This window comes from Paenibacillus sp. HGF5 (genome assembly GCF_000204455.1).
GTDB lineage: Bacteria > Bacillota > Bacilli > Paenibacillales > Paenibacillaceae > Paenibacillus_AQ > Paenibacillus_AQ lautus_A.
Map to the genome: position 1 here is coordinate 22,682 of NZ_AEXS01000124.1, position 22,304 is coordinate 44,985.

The following is a 22,304-nucleotide window of genomic DNA, read 5'->3' on the forward strand; positions in this document are numbered from 1 at the left end:
CTACTTTTGACAGAAAACCCAGTATTGTAAGCACTTACATTGAATGTGATGAGTTCATGATATACAAAATCCCTCGGCTGGAACACCGACGAATCTTAGCATTAGGGTGGAAAAATCTTAGGTGCTTTAGGTACAGGAGGTTAGGCTTTGATTGGAAAAACGCATTTTTTCAATTATTTATACCGCAGGACGGTCGCTTACATCGTCTGTTCCGTCATCGTGATTACCGTTCCCCTGCTCATCATGCTTTCGGTCTACTCCAGGAACGAGATCATGAAATACAATAACGAAGCCATCAGCCTCATTAACGATCAACTGGATTCGTTCTTTCGGTCGGTGGAAAACACGCAAAACATCATTACGACCGACAACAGCGTCGTTCTGCCGCTTACGCTCTATTACGCGGTTCCCAATTACGATTCCAGCGCTGCCACCCATGCGTTCCGCAGCATGTCCACCACGCTGAAGAACATGACCATGTTTCAGGACGGACTGCAGTTTTGCGTCGTGGGTCAAAAAGGACATTTGCCCGTCAATTCAACGAAAGAAGACATTAACGATAACTTTATCCCGAGGGACGCCGGTTGGTACGAGACATTCGAACAAAATCCGGAGAAGAGCCAGATTTTCTTCAATAATGAGCGTGATTACTATATCTCGGCCGAAAAAGCCATCTCCATCATCAAACCGATTCCCGACATCCAGACCCGAAAGCCGATCGCTTATGTCATCATGGATATTACCTACCCGGATTTCAGGGATATGGTCGAACGGATTCATCCATCGATTCCGATCCGGATTCACGATCCGTCTGGAGAGATCTTGTTCAGCAATATGGCCCCTGAGAGTCAGCCGTCCTCGTCAGACAGCAAGTTGTTCAGCCGCCAGATTTCGCCGTTTACGGGCATCACGATCGAGAGCTACGTGCCGGAGCAGCTTTTTATCAAGCAGATTAGCATGATCATCGTGGTCATTCTGGCGATCATGGCTGTGTATCTGTTCATTATTTTCATCATTTCGCTTGTTTCCATGAAGCGGTTTACACGCCCAATCTATTTGCTGATGAAAGCCATGAAGCAGGTGTCCAGAGGCAATTTGGAAGTTACCGCAGACTATCAGGGAAACATCATCGAGCTTCATGACCTCAAAAATTCCTTCAATATTCTCGTTGCCGGCACCAAGGACCTCCTGAAGGAAAACTACGAAATGAATCTTTTGAAGACGCAGGCGGAGCTGGATGCCCTGCAGCAAAAAATCAATCCGCATTTTCTATATAATGCCCTGGAGACCATCTCCAGCCAGGCGATCATCGACGGCTCCAAAACCGCCAGCATCATGTGCCAAAAGCTCGGAGCTCTGTTTACCTACAGCCTTCAGCCTCAGGACATCGTGACGCTGGAGCAGGAAATCAGGCATCTGAAAGATTATGTGTATATCGCCGAGATCAGCTCTTTTTATCCGCATATCCACGTGGACATGAGCCTCCATCCAGATACGCTGCACCAGCTCATACCCAAAATGGCGCTTCAGCCCCTGCTCGAAAACTGCTTCAAGCATGGGTTCGGCAAACAGCCGGGCAATTCCCCCTTGATCCAGATCCAGAGCGGCATTCAGGATGGCTATGTCCGCATCGCAGTGAGCGATAACGGCAAGGGGATGTCCTCCGATGAACAGATCCGTTTGAGAGAAAGCCTGAGACAGGTGGAGAAAAGAACGCTGGCTTCTCCAGACACCTCCATCGGGCTGCGACATGTCCATTCCCGACTCGCTTTATTCTATGGGGATTCCTACGTTATGGACTTTCAATCCGCCCCTTTACAGGGAATGCGAATGGTATTATTAGTTCCGATCCGAAAGGAAGATGCTTATGTATAAAGTCATAATCGCGGACGATAACCCTATTATTTGCAAAGCCCTGGAGAGTCGCATTCCATGGGACGAGCTTGGCCTGGAGCTTTGCGGCGTTTGCCATGACGGCAGCGATGTTCCGGATCTGATTAGAAGCCAAGCGCCGCATATCATGATCACGGATATCAAAATGCCCATCCTGGACGGAATCGCGCTTATCGAGCAGCTGCGCTCCCACAGGTATCCCCTGCAAATCATCATCATCTCCGGCTATAACGATTTTATATATCTGAAGAAAGCTATCGATTATGACGTGGCAGGTTATTTGTTGAAGCCGATTCAGGACGAAGAGCTATTGAACAGTTTGCAAAAAGTGATCGGAAATTTAAAAGAGCAGGAAACATTCTCGCAAATGAGCCGCTCGGCCCGTATCCTTGAGATGCTTGAATCCAAGCGGATCGCCAGCGGGCTATTGTCTGCCATCATTCGGGGGGCTGATTCCTGCATACAATCAGGTGAAGCTTTAGCTGATCTTTCTTTTCCTTCCTCCTACCAATGGCTCCTGTTTCAACTGCCGCTTCAAGAGGATGGGAGATTATGCGAATTCTCCATCGAAGATATCCTGGAGTTTGAAGATGCCCTCCGTCATTCTTATCGTCTGGCATGCCATCTATTCCTTCCATCGGACACCATGCTCGCTGTCATTTCTCCATATGAACATTCCGATTCGGTTACGGACCTGGTTTCGCAGCTACTTCGGGAAGACGGTATTCGATCTTCGTATGCGGCCAGCAAGCCCTTTCGGTCGCTGTCCGGCATGCAGCTGGAGCTAATGGAAACGATCAGCGGTTTATACGGGCAGCTGTATCCCGGCCGATTCACGGCAGCCCCTGCAGGGCATGCCCCTTTCTTGACCCTGAAGGATCAGCAGGCCATCGGCATGCATCTCTCCTTGCATGATTACAAAGGCGCACTCGCTTATGTTACCGAACAGCTCGATCAATGCCTCGCCTCAGCTCCGACACCTGGTCAACTCGATACCTTCATCAAAACCGTGATCAAGTGGTATTCGGATTATGACGCTGCCTATTATGACATGCAGGAGCAGATGGATGCAGCACTGCTGGCCGCGCTTGCCTTTTCCTCGAGACAGGACATGCTGGACGCGGTGGCCCCAATGGCAGAACCGGCCTCCGATTCGGGAAGCAAAGCGACGTACGTCATCCAGTATATCGAGAATCATCTGAATCAGCCCTTGACCTTGAACATGCTGAGCAAAATCTTTCATCATAACAGCATCTACCTTGGACAGCTGATCAAAAAAGAAACGGGAATGCCGTTTAATCAGCTGGTGAACAAGCTGCGCGTCGAGCGGGCCGAAGAGATGCTCCGCCGCAATCCCGATGTGAAACTGGCGGATTTGGCCTATCAGCTGGGCTTCTCGGACAGTAAATACTTTTCCAAGGTTTTCAAGAAAATTACGGGAAGACCGCCAAGCCAAAGTGCGGAGTCCGAAATGTAGAAAGGGTGCCACACCGATCTTCGGACCCTTGGAACACCCCTTTTTGCCAAGACCGAAACCGTAACACGCTTAAATACTAGCGGGGGTACTCCTAAAAAATTATAAATAGGCAAATGAACCTCAACCGATGGGTTCATTTGCCTATTTAAAAATGGAGAAAACCCGCTCAGTGAGCGGGTTCTATGCATGGAGGCGTCGCGGCTGTGTAAAACCACAATTCACCGCCAAGTATTCCATTTCGTTACTCGTCTATCAAACACCAAGTACTAGGTTTGTATAAAAGAGAGCTTCTAAAGCTCTCTATGGGCTGGCTGCATCATCCCTTGAGTGGGGTGATCCTCTGGGTACTCGTAATATTGCGACTGAACGGGCGCATGGATTTGTGCTTCCATCGGCGGCACTGACGGCTGCTGATAGGGCTCATCCACATACATGATTCTACGCAGAATTTGCATAAGCCCATTCACAACGCGCAGCGCAACCCAGAACAGGATAAGGCCAACGCCTACGTACAGCAGGTATTGCTGATTATAGGTCCAATCGATATGAAAATAACTGAACAAGCTATTCTCCAAAATATCAAGCTGCAATTCATTCATCAAAATGATATGCACGACCGGAAGAGCAATCAATCCGAGTCCCAGTGAAATCACCGTTACCATAATAACAAAGAATACGATGCCTGTAACAAATCTTAGTAATACGAGCAGCAGATTTCGAATAAAGAGCGCTCCGTCAAATCCGCTAACCATTCGTTTCAACCAATTCTGCCCAGCTTCAGACTGGTGATTGTAGGTATACGATACAGTAGGATTAGGTAAACCTAAAATTTGTCTAATCATGCTTTGTTCAAAAATCACAATCCCATTCAACAGCTTAGCTACTCCAAAAAACAGCGGTATTCCGATAAATATCGGAGTCAAACCGATGGATAATGTAAGTCCCGTTATCGCTACTGTAAAATAAATAATCCCTAACGGGAGAGATAGCAATAAATAGAGAATCGTTGCATAGGTTTTCGGATTAAAAAGCACCCAATTCACCTTGCCTGCCCGCGACATTGCAGTCGCTTCTGTTGCCTTCATATTCAAACACCCCTTATGGCTTTCATAAGTCACGCTCCGAGTTATAAATCCATTATATCCGCGTTATTTGGCTGACATAACCGTCTTAGGGGGTATCTGAACCTAGACTTTAGGCTAGGAATGGGCCTGGCTCTGATGAACTTATTGAAGCGAAGACACTATGACCAACTCGCCGAACGACATTTAAACACAATATTAACTATAGTGAAAAATCGGTAACGCCCTTCTTATAGGCATACTTCAGAGTATAGGTTTCTTCTTCTTTTCCATAGGGCATGGTAGCCATTTTTATGCGGGTATAATCAAGCCGACTCTCTTTTATCACTCTTTTTACCAAGGCTATACCCCGTTCTTCCTCCGTAACAACACAAAATATATTAAGCGCATACTTCTTCGGGTCGGAAATGCATGTCCCCATATCAAAGCCGTCGACATGGCCTAAATCGGCATCCGCTAGAGATAATTCTAAATATTCCATTACTTTTTCTCTTAACCAGTGGTCGCGCTGGCTGCCTTTTGCACTTTTCAGAGGATACTGTACCACTAACCAGAATTTTTCGCTCATTCCAATTCACCAGCCAATCTTCAGTTAATGTGGACATTTCGGGTTATTATACCACAAATGGAAAAGTCACCAACCCGAACATCGGCTGATGACTTTTGCATACATTTTATGGACAATTCATACTTCTAAATCAGCAAATAATCTTTGAGTGGGGAATGGAACCTCTGTCCTTTCAATTTTTGTAGGTGGCTTCAAGTTCCTTTAAATCCTCGTCAGAAATGTCTTGGTAAGCCCCGTCTTGTTGGGGAAAAGCCAAACTCGCGATGATGTCTGCCTTGAACGTCAATCCTCCATTCCCGTTGTCTCGCTCCGGCGAGATCCTGACCAGAACCATTCCGGACGAATACCCATCCTGTTTACGAACGACGGTGACCCATGAGGTTCCAATTTCGGCGAGATCAGCAGGAGGATCCCCGCAGAGAGGGCTCCAGTAAAATTGCTCTCCCGCTTTCCTTGAGGTTCCCGTCTTGCTCATGCTTTCAAGCCTGCCTTTGATTTCCGCGCATAAGTAGTCGGTATCGCCTGATATGTCATACGTGATTTCATCACTGCCGCTCAGTTCAAACGGAATGCCCCGAGTGACGCTGATAGCCGGTGACCATCCTTTATTCCAAAGTATGGCGATCATTTCTTCCGCAGGTACGTTTACAACCTCCGGCTTCACATCTTCCTCCGTCTTCGGAGCGCACCCGGCGCCAAGCAGAATCAATCCCAGGCCCGCACAGATGAACAGTAATTTAAGTCCGCCGACTTTGATTATGTTGGACATCAACCCGGCACCTCCTGTGTACGAATAAGGGTAAAATCAACTTCAAATCACCGATAAATTGAAAAGGAAATTCCTTTGAATCCAAAACCTCCAAGAAAAACAATTCCATTCCTTAGGATTATCTCTTGACGCAGGCGACTACTGGAAAAGAATCGCCTTTTTCACTCAAATTGAAAAATCAATCTTGTCAGGCTGTGGACCGACGTTTTTAGGCCAATAGATGATGTAATAAATGGAGCTATTGTAGGTGATGTCTCCTTGATAACTTACATTATTGTAGGAATATTCATTTGTCCAAGTTTTATACCCAGGCGAAGAATAATTCCATCTCAAAGGATTCGTCCCTCCTGGCTTATGAGTCCAATCCGAAGCCGTCGTCGTTCCTTTCATGAAATGGTAATCGACGCTTCCTTTTCGGATTGCCACCACACGTTCATAATTAGCCAACGATGATGGTTTAGTCGCTGTCTTATAACCCCAATATCCAAGGGCCTCCAGATCATCAACGACTAAATCTGCCATACTTGCAATCGATAGATTCATGTTGAAGCTCTGATTGGAATGATAGCCCGGATTTTGAAAGACATGCACGCCTATGGAATACCCGTAGCAATTATATCCTGTATAGCTGTTCGACCATGTTCCTATTACCGTACTATCTTTTAACGTATAGTTCGCTATAGCAGATATGCTTTCTTGCCCGGACACATCCAGGATTCTCTTGGCCAGCTCCGCTAACTCCGTATAGTTATACGGTATGCGGTCTACGGTCGTTACTCCTCGTTGAATATCAGCTACGATCGTTTTTACGGCATTTACCGTATACTCGTCCTGTTCAAATGCTTCAGGCAATACGAGTCCATTTTCTAAAAGGGCGTCTAACTGTTCTTCACCGCTTAAATACGACAGCTTTTCGATTGCAACCGGATCACTATCGGCGTTGGCCTGGGCTGCCGGTATAAAGGAAATGAATAGTATGACGAGCGCTAATAACCCAGAAAGTGTTTTTAAACTTTTTTTCACAAGCGTTCCTCCTAATATTGAATTGAAATTTGCTTTATTTTCCTATGTATTGACTGATTTGAGAGCCGCGCACCAAAGTCCTCTTGTTTTAAATAGCAAAAAACTGTTGTATTATTCCATAATATGGGTCACCTCCTGTTATTTAGTATATACTATTTTAGATAAATTGGAATATTTTCCCTCGAAAATCTATTATTTGAACTCATATCAAATTAAAAGATTGCCCAATGATAAAAAGACGTTCTTCTTTTAACTTATACAGAACCATAAATACAACGAGAAAAAACCCGCTCAATGAGCGGGTTTTTATGGGGTATGAAGGGAGAAGGTATAGTATCACATCGGCTTCTACGAGCAGTTTTGATGTCACCCAAGAAACTCCCCGGTACATGGGCAATGAAGAGCGAGAGCATATTTAGTATTTTGAGAGCTCGGAGACATTGCCTCTTCACAGCAAGAAAAGCGACCGATAACGGTCGCTTTTCTGATGGTATGTATGGAGGCGAACCGTGGCTATGCAAATCCACAATTCGCCGCAGTGTATTGATTAGGTTACGGTATGCTAAGCAGCGGATCATAAAAAAGAGAGCTTCTAAAGCTCTCTATGGGCTGGCTGCATCATCCCTTGAATGGGGTGATCCGCTTACCTCCATACCTCGGAGTTCTCCTTAGTCCAACCATCCCTTGCTACGTGCGATATCGATTGCCTCGATCCGTGTATTCGCCCCAAGCTTCCCAATCGCCTCTGACATATAGTTACGTACCGTTCCATAGGATAGAAACAGCTGTGCTCCAATATCTTGAAGAACTAAGCCTTGGGCAGCCAACTTCATGACTTCACGCTCCCTGGGTGATAATGGACATGGATCATCCCATACCGCGAGCGATAATTCTGAATTGATGACACGTTTCCCATCATAGACCCGACGAATCGCATCAGCCAGTTCCTCACTGCCCGTATCTTTAAGAAGATATCCATAAACTCCTGCCTGCATAGCCCGCTGGAAATATCCAGGACGCGCGAATGTCGTCAAGATGATGACACGACAAGCTGACTTATTTTTTTGAATTAATTCCGCAATATCTAACCCCGTTTTCAGCGGCATCTCAATATCCAGAACAGCTACATCGGGTTCATATTGCTGAATCATGGATATCACTTCTTCCCCATTTTCAGCTTGACCGACTACTTCAATATCATCTTCTAACGAGAGTAACGTTGCCAGTGCTCCCCTTAATAACTTTTGATCTTCTGCCAAAACAATACGAATCATTTAAGCACTACCTACCTTTTCATTTCGTATTACCCTAGGTATATGTAAGGTGACTTCCGTCCCCTTGCCTGAGGATGAGGACAGCGACATACGCCCGTCGATCATAACCAACCGTTGCCGTAATCCGGCGAGGCCATTACTGCTAGTATAGAATTGATCCATATCTGCCCCAATACCGTCATCACGTACCGATACACGAACTTCCCCTTCCTGAATGTCGAGAAGAACGTTGCAACTTGTTGCTCGGCTATGTCGAACCACATTCGTAATCGTCTCGCGAAAACACATCGCCAAAATCGTCTCCTGCAAGGGTGTTAACGGAAGCGGATTGTTCACTAATGCGTCTTCCGTCCCTACATTAGAAGGTCTGGGATCTGAAACCGATTGATATTGAAATAAAAGCGGTATGCCCGCTGCTGAACATAACGATACAGCATGCTTATATTCATCAGCGAGATATGTAACTTTCATCTCCGTAACCAATTCACGCATTTGTTTCAAGGCTGCGCGTGCCGTTTCTCGTATTTCACGAGCCTCTTCTATCGCTCTCTCGGGATGGCGATTGACCAATTTCTCCACGACTTCCCCTTTTAGTGCGATTAATGACAGCGTATGTCCCAACGTATCATGTAATTCACGTGCGATCCGCTGGCGCTCCTCCTGCTGTGCCATTCGTTCAGCAGTTTCTGCCCGCAACCGCGCAGACTTCTGTTGAAACCTGGTCGAGGTTCGTATAATATACGGCAGAATACAGATGCCAAACATAGGCACCAGCCCTATCCATACTAGGCTGCCCATCCGATCCAAGTAAGGAACAGCGATAAATCCCATAGCTACAGTGAAAACGATCGTTATAGAGAGTAATATCGGCAGCTTTTGTTTGCTCAGCGGAGCAGCTATCATAAAACCTATAAACGTATACATAGGGTGAAATACAGCTGCTAAAATTAGAAGTATACCCACCTGAACGATCAATATTGGCGTGGCCCACTTTAAATAAAAGTAGGATTGTCGAAACGAAAGAACGAATATGCCTAACAGAACAAAGCCAAGCCACTGTATACTTGATGGCTCATAAAGTAAAAAGTACATGGGTATCATTACATTTGTTAACAAAATATAAGGAGCGACTCCTTCCGATTTTGGAAAGAGACGCCACTTTTCCCTATTCAATTAGACCGCATCCCGTCGATTATATATATAGATTGATAGTAGCATAAAGAGGAGACCGCATCCTGTCAAAATTATGAAATCCATACTTGCCGGAGTTTTTCCAGCAATCATATTCCATGCCCCATTGGCGTAACGGTGAGATGGAAGCCATTCCCCGATAGAGCCCATCCAACTTGGCAAAGTACTAAGCGGCATCCATAGCCCCCCCACAATGGCAAGCCCCATCTGTAATACATTTCCGATGGCAACGGAGGTATTCGCATTTTTAAGCGTTCCTAACAAGGCACCAAGCGCCAGAAAAGATATGCTCCCAATCCATAACCATAATCCGCATAAAATCCATTGCCCGGCTGTCAATTGTATATCATGAACAAGGCCAGCAGATAAAAATATTACAACAATGACGATCAAGTGAACAGCCATTTGCGATACAATTTTGCTGCCAATCCAGACTGCAGGAGATAGTGGAGTTAGCTTCAACAAGCGTACCCACCCATCTTGGTGCTCGAACGATAGACGGATACCGAATTGAGATACGGCTGTACCAATCAAACTGAATGCAGTCATCGACATCAATGAAAAGACACCCCAAGTTGTTGATTGAATCGATTTATCTACCCCATTCATACTTGCAAATAAAAAGTAGAAAGCAAGCGGCATCGCAATGGAGAAGAGTAAGAAAAATGGACTGCGGATAATTCGTATACTTTCTGCTTTGGTTTGGGCAACAAACATATGTAACATGGCTATTTTCCTCCTAAAAATGTTTATTATTTATTTGAGCCTGTAAGACTTCGGAATGTATCTTCTAAGCTGGCTGATTGTATATCAATATCGGAAATTCCCCATTCAGACTGCATCAGTGTAAATAACAATACATCGGTCTCTTGGGCATACAGACGAATTCGCTCGCCATTGCACTCTGCCTTTTCCACACCAGGTAATGTGAGCCATTCCTGCTCAGCTGGCGCGTTCGCCGCTCGAAATGAAACGGTTCTAAGTGCTGTTTGAGCCTTTAAACGTTCTGGAGTCCCTTCCGCAACAACCTGTCCACTGGCGATGACTGCGATGTGATCTGCGACAGCATCAGCTTCATCTAAATGATGTGTGGTTAAGAGCACCGTACGTCCGTCATTTGACAGCGCTTGGATGGTGTCCCAAAAGCGACCACGAGCCTCGATATCCATTCCGACGGTGGGTTCATCCAGCAGGAGAAGCTCTGGATTTCCCGCCAAGCTTTGGGCGAAGGCTAATCTACGGCGTTGTCCTCCAGACAGGGAGGATGCGCGTCGTTTCTGATCCGCGTGCAGACCCGAAATGTCTAACAATCGCTCTAGCGACATCGGATTACGATAATAACTGCGGAACAATTGAAGCACTTCTTTGACCGTAAGTCCATCTGCTGCTTTAACATCCTGCAAAAGCGCCCCAACGCGCTGCCGTAATTCTTTTGTTCCAGACGGGACCCCTAAGACTCTGACTTCTCCTGATGTTGGCTTGATCATTCCGAGTATCATAGAAATGGTTGTTGTCTTGCCTGCCCCATTCGGTCCGAGCAATGCTGATATTTGACCTTTCTCAAATGATAGATTCATATGATCAACGGCGCAGTAATCGCCGAATTTCTTTACTAGATTTATACATTCAATCGCCTTTGTCATTTTGTCCTAACCTCCGCTAATTTCTTCTTTCGTTACTTGATGTCCTCATTATATTGGAAAAGCGCGAGAATCAATTAGTGTGGGTTGTCACAAGCCGGTTATGACAAATGTCAGAAAAAAAGAAAGCAAAAAAAGAAGGACCTCTAGGTCCTTCTTATGCATAACTGCATTTGACACTCTTTGAGTGAGGTGTCTTGCTTTGCAAACTTATGGCTAAGGATTTTGCATTTTTAAACGTACACAGCAAAACCACAACTTCATGTGGTTGTGGTTTTACATGGTCAGAACGAGAGATGGAAGTAGATTTCCCGAATCTGCTATCCATCACCTCAATCTTCCGCCTTTGGCGAAGATGCTTATTCTAGCACTGGTTAATATTTGTTCGTTATAATGGACTGCACCTTAGAATGGATACAAAAAAGCCGAAGATTTTACTGTAGATATGGTTAATCATCAATTCGATCGTTAAAAACGGGTGCAATCATTGAAGCTCATTAGATCACGATTCCCGAATCATAAATCTACGCTTTACTTACGTGTCCCTTTTTCATTAGACGATGTTTGTATTTAGCTTTAAAGATACGCCAGTAGAGCTTCATAAGATTTGGAACAAGGTTCGCGTTTTCTTTGAGATAGGATAATGCATAACGGTCTCCTCGTTTAGTGTTGCATTCGCTGCATGAAGCGATCAGGTTATGCGGAAGATCCGAGCCGCCTTTGCTTGCAGGGATAACATGGTCCACTGTCGTGGCGTATCGTCCGCACCACAAACAAGTGTGATGATCTCGTTTCAGTGCGGCTTTTCGATAGTTCCGAAATAAGAACGGATTATAAAGTAGTTGGATCGTCTGCTCATCAATCCAGACAGCTCGCGATCGCTCAACTTCCCGCCAAGCCCGATGGGGCAAACATGGCGTTAGTTGTTGACCATCCATATTGAGTACCGTTATCAGTGGTTCCTCTCCATCATGACTATGATTCATCGATTTCACTCCACCTGTAAGACATGTTCTAGCCTATAGTATTAATATAAAACAAAAACACCATCCTCATACGGATGGTGTTCATCATGGTGGAGGCGAGGGGAGTCGAACCCTTGTCCGAAGATAACGTCATAACTGGTTTTAGCTTATTCATGATATTCGAACTCATGTCGTTTTCCGGTTGCAGCATAGATGAGATTTCGAACTTATTTCCGTTAGCATCCTCGCGTACTCGTTTATTATTCTTGATATAGTAAATGGATGCCCATGGCTTCTTGCGTGCATGTTGATTCGCTTTTTTTCAGAATTTCTTGGAGCTGCTCTCGATTGGCAACCATCCTGAGTCCCCTCCAGTTTTCTAATTACGCTTATTATATCATAAACAGAAGAGCCACCAACCAGGTCACTGGCTGATGGCTCTATCATTGTTATGTATGGAGGCGAGGGGAGTCGAACCCCTGTCCGAAGATAACGACAACACAAGCTTCTACGGGTGTAGTGACAGATTTAATGTCACCCTAGGAACTCCCTGTCACCGGATTCCCTTCAGGTCAGCCTGATTGTCTTCTTCAGCTAGCCCCAGGCGGAGACTAGACAGCGTATCCCACTAAAGTTGAGCCCTCATCCCGGTACATGGGCGATACAGAGCGAGAGCACGCTCACAGGTTATTAAGCTGCGAAAGCGTAGTTGTTTTGTTGTTTGCCGTTTAATTGGCTTTAGCGTTGATGAAGTGGACGCGTCCCCACTACCCGCTACTCATGCCCGAACTATCCCCGTCGAATCCAAAAACGCCCCCTTAAGTTGGAGAAATGCCGGTGCTTCGCACCTTAGCGTTCCTGCCAAAAAGGGCTATCGGATTAAATCAAAGAATATTCAGCCATAGCAGTCGATTGATGCCGCACACTCTTTCCCTCCAAGAAAGAAGAATGCGCCAACTGTATGCCGATTGTCAAAGATCTTATTGATCTCTTACATCACTTAGTATATCACATTCGACATCAAAATGATATATACATTGCAGGTAACACAGCTAAAAGCTGCCATCCCACTGTTAACATTAAACATTATGCTGATTTCTTAAACAGCATACCACGAATAACCGTGATTACCGTGCAATCTTCTGCTTCTCGCGCAGCGCACGCTGGATATCGCGTTGTGCGTCCTTCTTGGCGGCATCGGCACGCTTGTCGTACTGACGCTTACCTTTACCAAGGCCCAGCAACAACTTCGCATAGCCGTTACGGATATAAATCTTCAACGGTACAATCGCGTAGCCATCCTGCTTGGACAGGCCCAGCAGCTTGCGGATCTGCTCCTTATGCAGCAGCAGCTTCCGTGTCCGCGTAGGGTCCGTCGGGTTGTTGCGGTTCCCCTGCTCGAACGGGCTGATATGCATGTTATGAATATGAATCTCGCCATTCCGAATGGTAGCGAACGCATCTCCAATATTGGCACGGCCGTTCCGTATGGATTTGATCTCCGTTCCGGTCAACACCATCCCGGCTTCATACGTATCCTCGATGAAATAATCATGGGAAGCTTTTTTGTTCTGGGCCAGAACCTTCCCGTCACTTTTCTTACCCATGGTCTCACCCCTTGTCATCAACAATGATAATGGAAAAAGGACTTCCGGCAGACCGCCAATTGCAATCTCACCAGAAGTCCATTGTATCAAACGTCCGCCTCCAAAAGCAAGGCGGGGCAAGCGACTCCCTCGATGGATCAGGAGAGCATTCTTACTTTTTCTTCTTGCGTACAAAAGCGGCCGTGCCGTTTCCGCCTTTGCTCTTCCGTTTACGACCACCGCCGCCTCCGCCGGAGTTCCCTCCAACGTTGCCGCCTGGAGTTGGACCTTCGCCGATGAAAATGCCGCTGCCCGACGTCTTCTTGCGTCGGTTCTTCCCACCGGCACCGCCAGAGCTGCGTGCATTGCGGTCAAAGCCGAGAGCGCCGCCCCCAGCGGAGCTGTATCCGCCTTTGCCGGAGCCAAAGGCGAAGTTCGACGCCTGCTGCTCGCCTGCGCCTGCGCCAGCACTCGCACCTGTCGGCGCCTCGCCGCCGCGCTTGCCGCGGCCGCCCTGGCCTCCGGCGCTGTCACTGCGGCGCCCGCCTGGCGCGCCGCCTTCAGCCGCGCCGCGTTTGCCGCCGCGGCCCTTACCCCCGCGGGCTGCGCCATCGCGGGCACCAAATCCGCGGCCGCCATTGCCGCCGCGGTCGCCTTCGCCGCGCCCTTGGCGGCGCGGCTTCATGTCCACCATCTCAAAATCGATGGTGTGATCGTCCATGTTCACCTTCGCCACGCGAACCTTCACATCATCACCGATGCGGTATACCTTCGAGGTCCGCTCCCCGATCAGCGCCATATGGCCCTCATCGAAGTGATAATAATCGTCGGTCATCGCGCTGAGACGAATCAAGCCTTCGACCGTATTCTCCAGCTCAATGAACATGCCGAAGCTAGTCACGCTGCTGATAATGCCTTCGAACTCTTCGCCGACCTTATCCAGCATGAACTCGGCTTTCTTGAGCGCTTCCGTATCGCGCTCCGCATCCACGGCCACACGCTCACGCTCCGAGGATTGCTGGGCGATGTCAGCCATCCGGCCCGCCAGCTGCTCATGGCGCTTCTCATTAAGCGCGCCGCCGCTCTCCAGCACTTCCCGGATGACCCGGTGAATGACCAGATCGGGATAACGCCGAATCGGAGACGTAAAGTGAGAATAATATTCGGCCGCAAGACCGAAGTGGCCCGTGCTTTCCGCGTCATATTTCGCCTGCTTCATCGATCGGAGCATCATCGTGCTGAGCACCGTTTGCTCCTTCGTGCCTTGAATGGCTTCCAACAGGTTTTGCAGCGCACGCGGATGGATTGAGTTGCCCCGTCCCTTCACCTGATGCCCGAAATTGGCCGCGAACGCCATAAAGTTCTGCAGCTTCTCCTGATCCGGATCCTCATGGATCCGGTAGATGAACGGTACCTTCAGCCAGTGGAAATGCTCAGCTACGGTTTCGTTGGCCGCCAGCATGAATTCTTCAATGATCTGCTCCGCGATGGAGCGTTCTCTTTTGACGATATCCACGGCTTTGCCATTCTCGTCCACAATGACCTTGGATTCCACAAAATCAAAATCCACCGCGCCCCGGCGCATCCGGCGGTTCCGCAGCTTCAGCGCGAGCTCGCGCATCAAGCGGAAATCCTCCACGAGGTCACTATAGCGCTCGATCAGCTCCGGATCCTCATCCACCAGGATTTTTCTCACATTGTTATACGTCATCCGTTCTTTCGTACGGATAACACTCGTAAAGATATCGTGCTTCACGACTTTCATCTGATCGTTGAATTCCATCTCACAGGACATCGTCAGACGATCCACCTGCGGATTCAAGCTGCATATGCCGTTAGACAGGCGGTGCGGCAGCATCGGAATCACCCGATCCACCAAATACACGCTGCAGCCGCGATTGTAAGCTTCCTTATCCAGCTCGGAACGCTCGCGGACGTAATAGCTGACATCGGCAATATGGACGCCTAGACGGTAATTCCCGTTCGGCAGACGTTCCACATTTACCGCATCATCGAGATCCTTGGCATCTTCGCCGTCAATTGTCACAATGTTCAAGCCGCGCAAATCACGGCGTCCCTGCTGCACGATCTCATCTTCCGTAATGGAATCCGGCGCTGCATCCGCCTCAGCCAGCACTTCCTCCGGAAAACCTTCCGGCAGCTGATGCTTGCGGATAATGGACAGAATGTCGACACCCGGATCATCCTTGTGACCCAGAATCTCCACCACTTCGCCCTCTGCCGCAGCTCTTCCTTCCGGATAGCTCACCAGCTTCACCACGACCTTCACGCCATCAACGGCTCCGTTCATCGCATGCTTCGGAATAAAAATATCCCGGTTGATCCGCTTGTCATCCGGCAGCACGAAGCCATAGGCTTCATGGTTCTGGAATACACCCACGACTTGGGTGACGGCGCGCGTCACGATACGGACCACTTCGCCTTCCATTTTGCCGCCGTCGTTCTGTTTGGAACTGATCCGGATAAGCACGATATCTCCATTCATCGCACTCTTCAAGTCATTGGCATGAATGTACACATCCGGGTGCTCGCGATCATCGGGAATCAGAAAGGCAAAACCCTTCGCATGTGCCTGCAGACGTCCGCGCAGCAAATTCATCCGTTCCGGCACGCCATAACGCTCGGTGCTGGTCAGAATGATTTTTCCGGATTGCTCAAGCTCATTCAGCAGCTTCAGGAATTCTCTGAATTCATGGGCATCCTTAATGGCAAAATGCTGCTCCAATTCCTGGTACGTCATCGGTTTGTATGCAGTTTCCCGCATAAAATTCAGTAATATTTCTTCAGTTATCATCATTATCACCTCGGGGAACCTGCAATTTCATCGTTCCGCTATCCATTCTTTACCTTCATATACTCATACCCTAGTATACACGAATTTAATCCCCGGTATCCTTCCGAACACCGCCCTTACCTATGTATTCCGAAATTCAGGCAATAAAAAACCCCCGCTCTTCCAAGAGTGAAAAAGCGAGGGTAACATTAATTGTTATTTCAACATAGCAACAACGATGGCCAAAATCATAAATCCTGCTGCAAGACCTACCGTTGTACGCTGCAGTACGAGATCCATACCGCGAGCCTTCGTTTTACCAAAAAGATGTTCCGCACCGCCGGAGATGGCACCGGCAAGACCTGCGCTTTTCCCTTTTTGGAGAAGAACGACAGTAATCAACCCGATGGAGAAAATAACAAGCAACACTTCAAAAAATACAACCATGACTTCCACCTCCTACGTATGTAAACATCTGAATTTATTATCTGAAGAGACATTCTAGATTCTACATGAAAAACAGCATTTTTATTATACCACAGCTTTATCGACCTGACAAGGAGTAAGGGTGAATCACTCCAACCAGAATCATATCATCCTGTTTCTCGGTTATAAGTCACAGCACCTAAATCAATCAGTGTGCATTCCGGATCGTTAGAACAACTTTTCGTCTGACAGAACCTTACCAGCCTGATCCTTAGCTTGAACTGAAAGGCTTAGTGGAGTATCTTCCCAGATATAATACCATAGAGCAAAATCGCTTTCTCTTACTAAATTACCTTTTTGCCCATTTACCTCTATTGTCGTTATTTGAGGGTTGGTAATTGTCCCGTAAACAACGCTAAATTGTTCGGACTCAGCAACTTCATATGTAAAACCTTTATTTGAAGCAATCGGTATACCTCCTACTATGTTCGCTTTTATCATTCTATTGTTCTCTAATACACCTAATCCAAGTCCAGGGTAAGTGTTATATACTGTATTTGTATAAAAGGCATAAATATTTTTGTTTTTCATGTCATAATGAACCAATTCTTTAAACGTATTATCTTGAATAGTAAGCTGTTCAACAATCTTTGTTTCAATAGATTTGCTGTCGAAAATAATGAATTGAAGAAAGATACCGAACACGAATAATAAGGTCAATAATGAGATGATTACTTTTATTCTCAAAGTGATTCACCTTTTTCTTCTGTATTCCCTTTAGAGTAGCTGCAGCTCACCAAAAAAATAAATGGCCTGCCCCTCCAGCGTTGGCAGACCACCTGTTTCATAGCAGCCAAGGCTGCTTTATTTCACTCGGAACGATCCTGTGCTGATCGCGACCAGCTCGCCCTTATCGTTCGTTATTCTGCATTCCGTCGTGACCGAACGGTGCGTCTGATGCACGATGCTTGCCGTAACCGTAAGGACCCCGGCCCTGGCCGGCATGACAAAATGCACGTTCAGATTGCTTGTCACCGTCGATTCGCCGGGACGCTCCAGCATGACGGCAATGCCCATGGCGTTATCCATCAGTGAGGAGAGCACGCCGCCATGCACGATGCCCATCATATTCATATGATGAGGCTGCGCATCCAGCGTGACAACAACCGCCTCCGAGCTGGCTGACGCAAGCTTGCAGCCGAGATATCCCCAAAAGGTGGGCTCCGCCGCTTTGGTCATGGCCTCGATGTACGCCTCCCGGTCGAATGCCGGCTGTTCGGCCTTCGCGTCGGGGTTGACATTGGTATGATTCATTAGGCCGCCTCCTTTTTACTTCTGACGTTGTTAGATACTGTATCCATTCCTGCGGGAGAACATGAATCGTAGGTCGTGCCTGCCGCGACTGTTCTTTCGCTTCAGCCCGTTCTGCCTTCCTCTTCCTCCTCCAGCAGCTTGCGGCGCAGCACCTTGCCTACCATCGTCTTCGGCAGCGAATCGCGGAAGACATATTCACGCGGCACTTTATAGGCCGCCAGCTGGCTGCGGCAAAACTTCTCCAGGCCCGAAGGGTCCGGAGACGCGCCATCCTTCAGTACAATATAAGCTCTCACGGTTTCGCCGCGATAATCGTCCTTCGTTCCGACCACGACGGCTTCCTTCACGGACGGATGCTCATACAGCACTTCCTCGATCTCCCGAGGATAAATATTGAAACCGCTTGCAATGATCATGTCTTTCTTGCGGTCGATGATCGTAAAATACCCCTCTTCGTCCATCGTGGCCATGTCGCCCGTGAACAGCCAGCCGTTGCGGAGCGTATCAAACGTCTCCTCCGGCCGGTTCCAATACCCCATCATCACCTGCGGTCCCTTCACGATCAGCTCGCCAGGCTCGCCGACCGGCATTTCTTCGCCCGTCTCCGGATCCACGACCTTCGCGTCCGTATCCGGAACGGGGACGCCGATGGTGCCGATCTTCCGCCTCCCCCATATCGGATTCACATGGGTAACCGGGGACGCCTCGGTCAGGCCGTAGCCTTCGATCAGCCGACCTTTGGTCAACTCCTCGAACTTATCCTGCACCTCGACCGGAAGCCCGGCAGAGCCGCTAACGCAGGCATTGATCGACGACAGATCGTATTCCTTGATCCGCGGGTGATTTATCAGCGCGATATACATGGTCGGGGCGCCTGGGAAGAGTGTCGGCTTCATTTTTTTGATCAGGTTCAGAATCATCGTCACTTCGAACTTCGGTACCAATATCAGCATGCCGGCACGGTAGATCGCCTGGTTCAGCAGTACGGTCAACCCGAATACGTGAAAACAGGGCAAAACCGCTAAATAGCGCTCCTTCCCATCCTCCACCTGAAAGCACCAGTTCGCAGACTGCACAGTATTGGCGATCAGATTCATATGCGTCAACATGACGCCTTTGGGAACGCCGGTCGTGCCGCCTGTATATTGGAGCAGGGCCAAATCCTTCTCCGCTTTCACGGATTCGCAGACGGGATCATTCGGCGCGCCAGCAAGCAGCTTTTTGAAAGCATGGACGCGGCTTCCATAGTCGACGACCGGAAGAGGGCCCTCCTTCTTGGCTTTGAACGGGTAGAGGAGATTCTTGGGGAATGGCAGATAATCCGCCACAGATGTGACGATCATATGCTCCAGTTCCGTCTCCTCGATGACTTTTTCAACGCGGGATACAAACATATCCATCGTAATGATGATCTTGGCACCGGAATCCTTCATTTGATGCGCAATTTCCCGCTCCATATAGAGCGGGTTGGTCATGACGGCCACGGCCCCTGCGAGCAGCACGCCATAATAGGAAATAACGACCTGCGGGCAGTTGGGCAGCATAATCGCTACCCGGTCGCCCTTCTTGATCCCTTTGCTGCGGAGCGCATTCGCCATCCGGTATGACGAATCCAGCAGACTCCTGTAGTTGATCGTCTTTCCCATGAAATACAGGGCCGGACGATTCGGAAACTTCTGCGCCGACGTTACGAGAAATAATGCTAAATTCTGTTTCGGATAATCAAAAGCGGGGGCTACTTCGGGCGGATAAAACGGCAGCCAAGGCTTTGTATCCATACAAAACCAACCCTTTCCTAAGGAATGCTCCTTCTTTCCTACTCCAAGAAAAATCTCTCTCTTTTGCGGTTACTTGCATCGTATTGGCGTTGACGCTTAGTTACACCGTGTACCGCTCGTTCTTGACCACGCGGGCTGCGATGCTGCGCTTGAGGGCCACCGTATCGACCGGCGTGCAGCGCGTCAGCTTCTTGAGCACCGACAGCTGCATCCGCAGCATGTCGCCGGTTTCCACCGAAGCCAGCGTTTCTTTGGCGAGTGCTTCAATGCGCTGGAACGCCTCGTAAGCAAACACCTGCGTCATCTCGATCATGCTCGCTGCTTTTTCCTCCGAGGTGCGTTCGATTTGCTTGCGGGTGCGCAGCAATGCGCTTTCGAGGGCATAAATATCAATCATCATATCCGCCAGGTTGGACAAGGCCTCCTGCTCCTTCTCCAGCTTCGCGCCGAACTTCTGAACGGCCAGACCGCCGGCGAGGAGGAAAATCTTCTTGCTCATGTCCAGGAAATGCGCTTCCTGCTCCAGCGTTCCTTCAAAGGTTTGGCCCGGTACCAGCTGGAGCAGTTCCCCTTGCAGGCCTTGCGCTTTTTGCAGGAGCGCGATTTCGCCTTTCATCGCCTTCTTCACGAGCGTGCCCGGAATGAGGAGCCGGTTGATCTCGTTCGTGCCTTCGAAGATGCGGTTGATGCGGGAGTCCCGATAGATGCGTTCCACTTTATACTCTTGGATGTACCCATAGCCCCCGTGAATCTGCACCGCTTCGTCTGCCACGTTATCCAGTCCTTCCGAACAGAACACCTTGTTGATCGAGCATTCGATGGCATAGTCGGAAATCGCGGCCGCCGAGTGGATGCCTGCATCCTCGCTGTTGTAATCGATGTCCTGCATCGCTTCGTCCAGCAGTCCTGCCGTACGGTACACCATGCTCTCCATCACGAAAGCGGTGATGTTCATCTTGGCCAGCTTCTTGCGCATGAGCGGGAACTGCGAAATGGGCGTATCGAACTGTTTGCGGGTGTTAGCATATTTCGCGCTCAGCTCGATCGATTCCTTCGCTGCACCGACAGTACCAGCCGCCAATTTGTACCTGCCGATGTTCAGGATGTTGAAGGCGATCCGGTGGCCCTTGCCGATCTCGCCGAGCAGGTTCTCCTTCGGTACCTTCACGTCTTCGAAGAAGAGCGGACGCGTCGACGAGCCCTTGATGCCCATCTTCTTCTCCTCCGGCCCGAGCGTGAAGCCTTCCATCTCCTTCTCAACGATGAACGCGGTGAAGTGCTCTCCGTCAATCTTGGCGTAGACGATAAAGATATCCGCAAATCCGGCGTTAGTTATATATAGCTTCGATCCGTTCAAAATATAATACTCCCCGTCGTCGGACAGGCGTGCCGTCGTTTTGGCGCCCAGCGCATCCGAGCCAGAGGTCGGCTCCGTCAAGCAATAAGCCGCGATTTTCGCGCCGGTCGAAAGATCCGGCAGGTACTTCTGCTTCTGCTCGGTCGTGCCGAAGAACACGATCGGCAGCGTACCGATCCCAACATGAGCCCCGAAGGAAAGCGCGAAGGACGATCCCTTCGCCAAGTTTTCGTTAATAATCGTAGAGCTGACCTTATCCAGTCCGATCCCGCCGAACGGCTCCGGCACATCGGCTCCGAGCAGGCCCAGCTCGCCTGCTTTGCGAAGCAGGTCTACCGTCATCTCGTAATTCAGCTTCTCCAGCTCTTCATCGTGCGGCACCACTTCGCCGTCGATAAAATCGCGCACCGTCTCGCCGATCATGCGATGCTCTTCCGTAAAATCCTCTGGTGTCAGGATGCGCTGCATATCGGGATTGTCGATGACAAAGCTGCCGCCTTTGATTTTCGGTTCTTTGGTTTGGTTATCGCTCATGATTGGTTTCCCCTTTCGGAATTGGAATAAGGTGAAGTGCTATGGTGGCCTTGGTGTTGCTAGGTTGCGAACTTACTGGTTAATCATAGATGGTGTATGTGTTACTGCGGCGCAATATTGGCGCTCCGCGTGCGGATTGTACTTCCGATCGCTGTTGAGTTTGGATTTCAAGGAATGGATCTATCAATAGTAGAAATCCAAACTCAAAGGCGACCGCTGCCGCTTCTCCAGTACAATTCCGCCCTCTCCGCTGGGCTAGAGCACTCAGGCCCTGAGCCATGCCAACAGTTATCCTTGCACTCCACCTGTGGTTGGAGTGAGTGGTGCCGTGTCCGGTCCGTGTACGGAGCGGACACGGGTATATCGTGCGCACTGCTCCCTGTGCGCACGGTGCGTGGTCCGGGGCATGCTTGGATTGGCTGTCGACCCTGGTGACCTTGGCGGGCCCAATTCCCTCCTCGGGACCAGCTCCGCCTCTCCCCAATCAAGAAGGAGGCTGCTTCCCTGGGTCTGACAACTGACAGGATTGGTTTTTATTTCAATAACTAACGAGTCACGACTACTAAGGAAGAGGCAATTACGCCCCGGCGGCATGCACCTCGAACACTCCCGCTGCGCCCATGCCGCCGCCGA

At 48.8% G+C, this 22,304-nt stretch carries 18 protein-coding genes and 1 other RNA gene; 2 read left to right on the plus strand and 17 right to left on the minus strand.

Annotation, left to right across the window (positions count from 1 at the left end):
• Positions 1–147: 147 nt before the first annotated feature.
• Together HMPREF9412_RS19245 and HMPREF9412_RS19250 are read left to right on the plus strand one after the other, a co-directional pair.
• Positions 148–1,875: a cache domain-containing sensor histidine kinase gene (locus tag HMPREF9412_RS19245; RefSeq protein WP_009593362.1), complete on the plus strand. Its 1,728-nt coding sequence runs from the start codon at positions 148–150 to the stop codon at positions 1,873–1,875.
• Positions 1,868–3,370, plus strand: a complete 1,503-nt coding sequence (locus HMPREF9412_RS19250; protein WP_009593394.1) for a response regulator transcription factor — start codon at positions 1,868–1,870, stop codon at positions 3,368–3,370. Before HMPREF9412_RS19245 ends, HMPREF9412_RS19250 begins: the two co-directional genes overlap by 8 nt.
• A 290-nt stretch (positions 3,371–3,660) precedes the next feature.
• Here HMPREF9412_RS19250 and HMPREF9412_RS19255 read toward each other — a convergent pair whose 3' ends face one another.
• From HMPREF9412_RS19255 to HMPREF9412_RS19330, 17 genes are all read right to left on the minus strand, one after another.
• On the minus strand, positions 3,661–4,455 hold the full coding sequence (locus HMPREF9412_RS19255; protein WP_009593383.1) for a sensor domain-containing protein: 795 nt from the start codon (positions 4,453–4,455) through the stop codon (positions 3,661–3,663).
• A 199-nt stretch (positions 4,456–4,654) separates the two neighbouring features.
• The gene (locus HMPREF9412_RS19260) at positions 4,655–5,020 is read right to left on the minus strand and encodes a hypothetical protein (RefSeq protein ID WP_036672764.1); all 366 of its coding nucleotides are present in this window, start codon (positions 5,018–5,020) and stop codon (positions 4,655–4,657) included.
• A 172-nt stretch (positions 5,021–5,192) separates the two neighbouring features.
• A complete protein-coding gene (locus HMPREF9412_RS19265; RefSeq protein ID WP_009593373.1) occupies positions 5,193–5,789 on the minus strand; it encodes a hypothetical protein in 597 nt (198 codons plus the stop codon).
• A gap of 165 nt (positions 5,790–5,954) precedes the next feature.
• Positions 5,955–6,812, minus strand: a complete 858-nt coding sequence (locus HMPREF9412_RS19270) for a hypothetical protein (protein ID WP_009593361.1) — start codon at positions 6,810–6,812, stop codon at positions 5,955–5,957.
• A 668-nt stretch (positions 6,813–7,480) separates the two neighbouring features.
• Entirely contained in the window at positions 7,481–8,086 is a 606-nt protein-coding gene (locus HMPREF9412_RS19275) for a response regulator transcription factor (RefSeq protein WP_009593364.1), read from the minus strand.
• Positions 8,087–9,259, minus strand: coding sequence for a sensor histidine kinase (locus HMPREF9412_RS19280; protein WP_009593369.1), 1,173 nt, complete (start codon positions 9,257–9,259; stop codon positions 8,087–8,089).
• Positions 9,260–10,003, minus strand: a complete 744-nt coding sequence (locus tag HMPREF9412_RS19285) for an ABC transporter permease (RefSeq protein ID WP_009593358.1) — start codon at positions 10,001–10,003, stop codon at positions 9,260–9,262.
• Positions 10,004–10,029: 26 nt separating this feature from the next.
• Positions 10,030–10,920, minus strand: a complete 891-nt coding sequence (locus HMPREF9412_RS19290; RefSeq protein WP_009593397.1) for an ABC transporter ATP-binding protein — start codon at positions 10,918–10,920, stop codon at positions 10,030–10,032.
• Positions 10,921–11,441: 521 nt separating this feature from the next.
• Entirely contained in the window at positions 11,442–11,903 is a 462-nt protein-coding gene (locus HMPREF9412_RS19295; protein WP_036672767.1) for an HNH endonuclease, read from the minus strand.
• Positions 11,904–12,335: 432 nt separating this feature from the next.
• Positions 12,336–12,700: a transfer-messenger RNA gene (gene ssrA / locus HMPREF9412_RS32145) on the minus strand.
• 309 nt (positions 12,701–13,009) lie between these two features.
• Positions 13,010–13,489, minus strand: a complete 480-nt coding sequence (gene smpB, locus HMPREF9412_RS19300; protein ID WP_009593386.1) for an SsrA-binding protein SmpB — start codon at positions 13,487–13,489, stop codon at positions 13,010–13,012.
• Positions 13,490–13,640: 151 nt separating this feature from the next.
• Positions 13,641–16,283 carry a ribonuclease R gene (gene rnr, locus HMPREF9412_RS19305; protein WP_009593379.1) on the minus strand — a complete coding sequence of 881 codons (2,643 nt, stop codon included), beginning with the start codon at positions 16,281–16,283 and terminating at the stop codon, positions 13,641–13,643.
• A gap of 195 nt (positions 16,284–16,478) precedes the next feature.
• Complete coding sequence (secG, locus tag HMPREF9412_RS19310) at positions 16,479–16,709, minus strand: preprotein translocase subunit SecG (RefSeq protein ID WP_009593367.1); 231 nt, start codon at positions 16,707–16,709, stop codon at positions 16,479–16,481.
• A gap of 207 nt (positions 16,710–16,916) precedes the next feature.
• Complete coding sequence (locus HMPREF9412_RS19315) at positions 16,917–17,435, minus strand: hypothetical protein (protein WP_009593391.1); 519 nt, start codon at positions 17,433–17,435, stop codon at positions 16,917–16,919.
• Positions 17,436–17,552: 117 nt separating this feature from the next.
• The gene (locus HMPREF9412_RS19320) at positions 17,553–18,002 is read right to left on the minus strand and encodes a PaaI family thioesterase (protein WP_009593381.1); all 450 of its coding nucleotides are present in this window, start codon (positions 18,000–18,002) and stop codon (positions 17,553–17,555) included.
• Positions 18,003–18,103: 101 nt separating this feature from the next.
• Positions 18,104–19,780 (minus strand): long-chain-fatty-acid--CoA ligase, encoded by a 1,677-nt coding sequence (locus tag HMPREF9412_RS19325; protein WP_009593385.1) that lies wholly within the window; start codon positions 19,778–19,780, stop codon positions 18,104–18,106.
• 100 nt (positions 19,781–19,880) lie between these two features.
• Positions 19,881–21,671, minus strand: coding sequence for an acyl-CoA dehydrogenase family protein (locus HMPREF9412_RS19330; protein WP_009593387.1), 1,791 nt, complete (start codon positions 21,669–21,671; stop codon positions 19,881–19,883).
• Positions 21,672–22,304: the final 633 nt, after the last annotated feature.

What these genes read in the sequence shown, in the direction of transcription:
- HMPREF9412_RS19330 (WP_009593387.1), bottom strand. Translation starts at nt 21,671, where the DNA reads ATGAGCGATAACCAAACCAAAGAACCGAAAATCAAAGGCGGCAGCTTT.
- HMPREF9412_RS19265 (WP_009593373.1), bottom strand. Translation starts at nt 5,789, where the DNA reads ATGTCCAACATAATCAAAGTCGGCGGACTTAAATTACTGTTCATCTGT.
- HMPREF9412_RS19275 (WP_009593364.1), bottom strand. Translation starts at nt 8,086, where the DNA reads ATGATTCGTATTGTTTTGGCAGAAGATCAAAAGTTATTAAGGGGAGCA.
- HMPREF9412_RS19260 (WP_036672764.1), bottom strand. Translation starts at nt 5,020, where the DNA reads ATGAGCGAAAAATTCTGGTTAGTGGTACAGTATCCTCTGAAAAGTGCA.
- HMPREF9412_RS19295 (WP_036672767.1), bottom strand. Translation starts at nt 11,903, where the DNA reads ATGAATCATAGTCATGATGGAGAGGAACCACTGATAACGGTACTCAAT.
- HMPREF9412_RS19250 (WP_009593394.1), top strand. Translation starts at nt 1,868, where the DNA reads ATGTATAAAGTCATAATCGCGGACGATAACCCTATTATTTGCAAAGCC.
- HMPREF9412_RS19320 (WP_009593381.1), bottom strand. Translation starts at nt 18,002, where the DNA reads ATGAATCATACCAATGTCAACCCCGACGCGAAGGCCGAACAGCCGGCA.
- HMPREF9412_RS19325 (WP_009593385.1), bottom strand. Translation starts at nt 19,780, where the DNA reads ATGGATACAAAGCCTTGGCTGCCGTTTTATCCGCCCGAAGTAGCCCCC.
- secG (WP_009593367.1), bottom strand. Translation starts at nt 16,709, where the DNA reads ATGGTTGTATTTTTTGAAGTGTTGCTTGTTATTTTCTCCATCGGGTTG.
- HMPREF9412_RS19290 (WP_009593397.1), bottom strand. Translation starts at nt 10,920, where the DNA reads ATGACAAAGGCGATTGAATGTATAAATCTAGTAAAGAAATTCGGCGAT.
- HMPREF9412_RS19255 (WP_009593383.1), bottom strand. Translation starts at nt 4,455, where the DNA reads ATGAAGGCAACAGAAGCGACTGCAATGTCGCGGGCAGGCAAGGTGAAT.
- rnr (WP_009593379.1), bottom strand. Translation starts at nt 16,283, where the DNA reads ATGATAACTGAAGAAATATTACTGAATTTTATGCGGGAAACTGCATAC.
- smpB (WP_009593386.1), bottom strand. Translation starts at nt 13,489, where the DNA reads ATGGGTAAGAAAAGTGACGGGAAGGTTCTGGCCCAGAACAAAAAAGCT.
- HMPREF9412_RS19285 (WP_009593358.1), bottom strand. Translation starts at nt 10,003, where the DNA reads ATGTTACATATGTTTGTTGCCCAAACCAAAGCAGAAAGTATACGAATT.